We start from the raw sequence: 3,540 nt of genomic DNA on the forward strand, positions 1-3,540 counted from the left end.
CTGCTTTGTGCCGGGCGACAAATCAGCGACTACGCGATCGTGGAACGGGCATCTGGTTCCCGCATCTGTACTTCTTCCCGTACGCGGCGATGATCATCGCGATCGCACCGCTCGGACCGGGCCGACACGCTGAAAGCACTCGCCGTCGCCAGCGGCTTCCTGATCAACGGGCACGCTTCCTTCATTCCGATGCTGGGCCTGACCTCATCGTCGCGGTCGACGCGAGGCGACGTCACCGTCCGCCGCCCATGTCGCCGCCTCGGCTCCCCGACGCCGCCATATCCGGCTGGTCCGCGGCATCCGTTCCTGTTCTTCGTGGCTCGCGATTGTGACCATCACGGAGTGGCCGGGACCGCTGTGGGACTACATCAAGTTCGGCCGCGGTAACAAGGGCATGACTTCAAATTCGTCGGCGTGTACTGGCGCCTGGTCTCCGCATTCATGTGGGGGCTGTTGGCCATCCCGCTGCTCGCCGAGTTCCCGTCCAGACAGGCGCGTCGAGCCGGCCCGCTCGGAGTTGCCGCACGCGCGCGCTGGCCGTCACCTTCGCGCCGACCTTCGCGCCGCGCGCACTCACGCCAAGGCCCGGCGTCGACGACCTGCAACGAGGCTATCGCCATCTTCATTACTTGAGGCCGCGACGCGGCGCTCGTCGCGTCGCCGCGCCCGGCGGCGCCGGCACGCGGCCGCCGGCGGCGGTTGCCGCGCGGCCGGTTCGCGGCACTCGGCTTCGGCAACCGATGTACTCGGTTTCTGACAACCAGCCGGGCAGCGCGCGCAGCTTGTCGTACAAGTTCACGACGCCCGGCTGGTTGTAGAAGACTTCATACATCGGTGCCTGCCGGACCCAGTGCCACGAACCGGCCAGCGCGGCAACCGCCAGCACGCCGGCGGCCACGGTCCCGGCGCGGGCACCCAGGGCGCGGCACGCGTACAGTACGACGAGCGCCGCGCACATCGCGGGCACCGGAGTAATAGAAGATGGCGATATAGACCTGGTTCAGGTCGTCGACGCCGGCCTTGGCGTAGTACAGCAGCGCGAGGGTCGCGGCGCCGAAGGTGACGGCCAGCGCGCGCGTGCCGCGCACGAAGTCCGAGCGGGCCGGCTCGACGCGCCTGTCCTTCAACAGGAACACGGCGAGCAGCGGGATGGCCAACAGCCCCCACATGGATGCGAGACCCAGGCGCCAGTACACGCCGACGAATTTCAGCGCGTCGGGCAGGTGATTGCCCTTGTTACCGCGGCCGAACTTGATGTAGTCCCACAGCGGTCCCGGCCACTCCGTGATGGTCGCGATCAGCAAAGGCACGAAGAACAGGAACAGGATGCCGCACGCCACCCGGATATCGGCGCGGTGGCGGGAAAACCAGGCGCGCGACAGGATGCGCAGCGAACAGTCGCGGCGCGACACACGCAGGTTCACCGCCAGCACGACGATGAGGGTCAGGCCCAGCATCGGAATGAAGGAAGCGTGCCCGTTGATCAGGAAGCCGCTGGCGACGGCGAGTGCTTTCAGCGTGTCGGCCCGGCCGTATACGAGCGGTGCGATCGCGATGATCATCGCCGCGTACGGGAAGAAGTACAGATGCGGGAACCAGATGCCGTTCACGATCGCGTAGTCGCTGATTGCTGCGCCCAGCACGAGCAGGGCAGTGAACAGCAGCGCCGGCGCGAGCGCACCGGTGATGCGCCGCACCAGTGCGCAGATGAGCACCATCCAGCCGGCGTTGTACAAGATGCCGCCCAGCAGTTGGCCGGACAGCGGCGAGGGCACGAGGTGCAGCCAGTCGTGGAACACCAGTTCCCCGAAGGCCAGCACGTACAGGATCGCCGGGCCGGGATGGTTGAAGCCGACCCGCGAATAATTGCCGTAGATGAGGTGCAGTCGCTTGGCGTCCTGGATCAGCAGGCTGTTGGCGGCGAAGTCGCCGACCTCGCGGTTCACGTGACGCAGCATGTGCCATTCGACGCCGGTCAGCGCCGCGACGATCAGCAGGAACAGTACGGCCCAGGTCAGGAATGGCGGCGCACCGCGCGCGGCGGAGGTGGACAGGGTGCCGCTGCGCGGCAGTTCTCGGGTATCCAGCATATGCCTGCTCGCTCAAATATTCATCTTGTTGAGCACGAACGCCGGCAGGTGGCGGATGATCATCATGATCACGAACCGACTTGCCCGGCGCGTAGACCACCGGCTTGCCGGCGGCGGAACCATCCACGATCAGGCGCGCCACCTGTTCGACGGGCGCGAGGCCGCGCTGCGGCAGGCGCGCCGTCATCGGCGTCGCCGTCGGACCCGGCTTGACCAGCACGACCTTCAACGCGCTGCCGCTGCCGGCCAGGCGGCGCTGCAGGCCTTGCGCGTAGCGCGTGACGAGGCCTTTGGCGGCGCCGTACACATAGTTCGAACGGCGCCCGCGGTCGCCCGCGACGGAACCGATGATCGTGATGACGCCGCCCGCCGGCTCCATGTGGCCCGCGAACGCTTCCGCGAACAGCACGGGCGAGACGCCGTTCACGTCGAGCGCTTCGTACGCGGCGTCGAGGTCGCGCTGGCATTGCTGCTGGTCGGGCAGCGAGCCGTGCGCGATCAGCACCTGGCGCGGCATGCCGTCCGCCACGATGGCGTCGGCCAGCGCGCGGATGGCGCGCGGGTCGGAGAAGTCGGCGGTGCGGACCGTGACGCTCGAGCCGGGGCTGCGCACGCGCAGGTCGGCGGCCACGCGTTCCATCCGGCCCGCGTCGCGCCCGACCAGCGTCAGCGCGACGCAGGCCCCTGGTCGCCCGCAGGCGCGCGCAATGCTCGGCGATCGAAGAAGTCGCACCGACGATCACGATGCGTTGGAGGGAATCCTGCATATCAGCTTCCTATCGAGACGGCGCGACATGGCCGAGCTGATGCCCGGGTCGCGGTATTGCAAGAATTCGGCGAGGCGCGGGTAGCCCGATTCGAACAGGTCGCGCGGCATGCGCGCATCCTTGGCGGCGTAGATGCGCCCGCCCGCGTCGCGCACGATGGCGTCGAGGCGTTCGAACAGGGCTGCGGTTTGCGCCCCGCGGTTGGGAAAGTCCAGGGCCAGCGTGACCCCGGGCTGCGGAAAACTCATCATGCCGCGGCTCGCGCGGTCGCCGAAGGTTTTCAGCACGGCCAGGAACGAGCCCTGTCCCGACGCCTTGATCGCCGCCAGCATCGCCTGGATGGCGGCGCGTCCGGCCGCGCGCGGCACTACGCTCTGGTACTGGTAAAACCCGCGCGGACCGTACATGCGGTTCCAGTCGTGCAGGTTGTCGAGCGGGTAGGTGTATGTTTCGAAGTGCGCGACGGCGTAGCCGGCCTTGAACGTATTGGCGCGGAAGTAGGCCTCGTTGAACGCGCGCAGCGACAGGCCGTTCACGAGCGACACCGGCGGCACGAACGGCACGCGCTTCGGCTTGCGTCCGGACTGCGCGATGCGGTCCGGGATCCTCGGCCAGGTGCTGGATCATCCAACTAACTCCTCCGTTTTAACCTTAGCAATACGTAACTGAACGAATAGACGAGA

6 protein-coding genes and 1 pseudogene are annotated in these 3,540 nt (G+C 67.7%); 3 read left to right on the forward strand and 4 right to left on the reverse strand.

What is annotated here, in order from left to right; genetic code table 11:
* Both ACWNCF_RS02960 and ACWNCF_RS02965 read left to right on the forward strand, forming a co-directional pair.
* A partial coding sequence (locus ACWNCF_RS02960) for a hypothetical protein (RefSeq protein WP_449405954.1) occupies positions 1-332 on the forward strand: 332 nt, incomplete at its 5' end.
* Between the two features lie 82 nt (positions 333-414).
* Positions 415-633, forward strand: a complete 219-nt coding sequence (locus ACWNCF_RS02965; RefSeq protein WP_449405955.1) for a hypothetical protein — start codon at positions 415-417, stop codon at positions 631-633.
* Here ACWNCF_RS02965 and ACWNCF_RS02970 read toward each other — a convergent pair.
* Together ACWNCF_RS02970 and ACWNCF_RS02975 are read right to left on the reverse strand one after the other, a co-directional pair.
* Complete coding sequence (locus ACWNCF_RS02970) at positions 626-832, reverse strand: hypothetical protein (RefSeq protein ID WP_449405956.1); 207 nt, start codon at positions 830-832, stop codon at positions 626-628. The genes ACWNCF_RS02965 and ACWNCF_RS02970 overlap by 8 nt on opposite strands.
* Positions 825-2,090, reverse strand: coding sequence for a hypothetical protein (locus ACWNCF_RS02975; protein WP_449405958.1), 1,266 nt, complete (start codon positions 2,088-2,090; stop codon positions 825-827). The genes ACWNCF_RS02970 and ACWNCF_RS02975 overlap by 8 nt, the downstream gene beginning before the upstream one ends.
* Positions 2,091-2,194: 104 nt before the next feature.
* On the opposite strand from ACWNCF_RS02975, the gene ACWNCF_RS02980 reads away from it, so the two are divergent.
* Positions 2,195-2,365, forward strand: coding sequence for a hypothetical protein (locus tag ACWNCF_RS02980; protein WP_449405959.1), 171 nt, complete (start codon positions 2,195-2,197; stop codon positions 2,363-2,365).
* Here ACWNCF_RS02980 and ACWNCF_RS02985 read toward each other — a convergent pair.
* A pseudogene (locus tag ACWNCF_RS02985) lies at positions 2,317-2,823 on the reverse strand (SDR family NAD(P)-dependent oxidoreductase); the annotation flags it as partial. The gene ACWNCF_RS02980 and the pseudogene ACWNCF_RS02985 overlap by 49 nt on opposite strands.
* Before the next feature lie 6 nt (positions 2,824-2,829).
* The gene (locus tag ACWNCF_RS02990; RefSeq protein WP_449405957.1) at positions 2,830-3,420 is read right to left on the reverse strand and encodes a hypothetical protein; all 591 of its coding nucleotides are present in this window, start codon (positions 3,418-3,420) and stop codon (positions 2,830-2,832) included.
* Positions 3,421-3,540 lie beyond the last annotated feature (120 nt).

Source organism: Massilia phosphatilytica (assembly GCF_977014125.1).

What these genes read in the sequence shown, in the direction of transcription:
- ACWNCF_RS02970 (WP_449405956.1), bottom strand. Translation starts at nt 832, where the DNA reads ATGTATGAAGTCTTCTACAACCAGCCGGGCGTCGTGAACTTGTACGAC.
- ACWNCF_RS02975 (WP_449405958.1), bottom strand. Translation starts at nt 2,090, where the DNA reads ATGCTGGATACCCGAGAACTGCCGCGCAGCGGCACCCTGTCCACCTCC.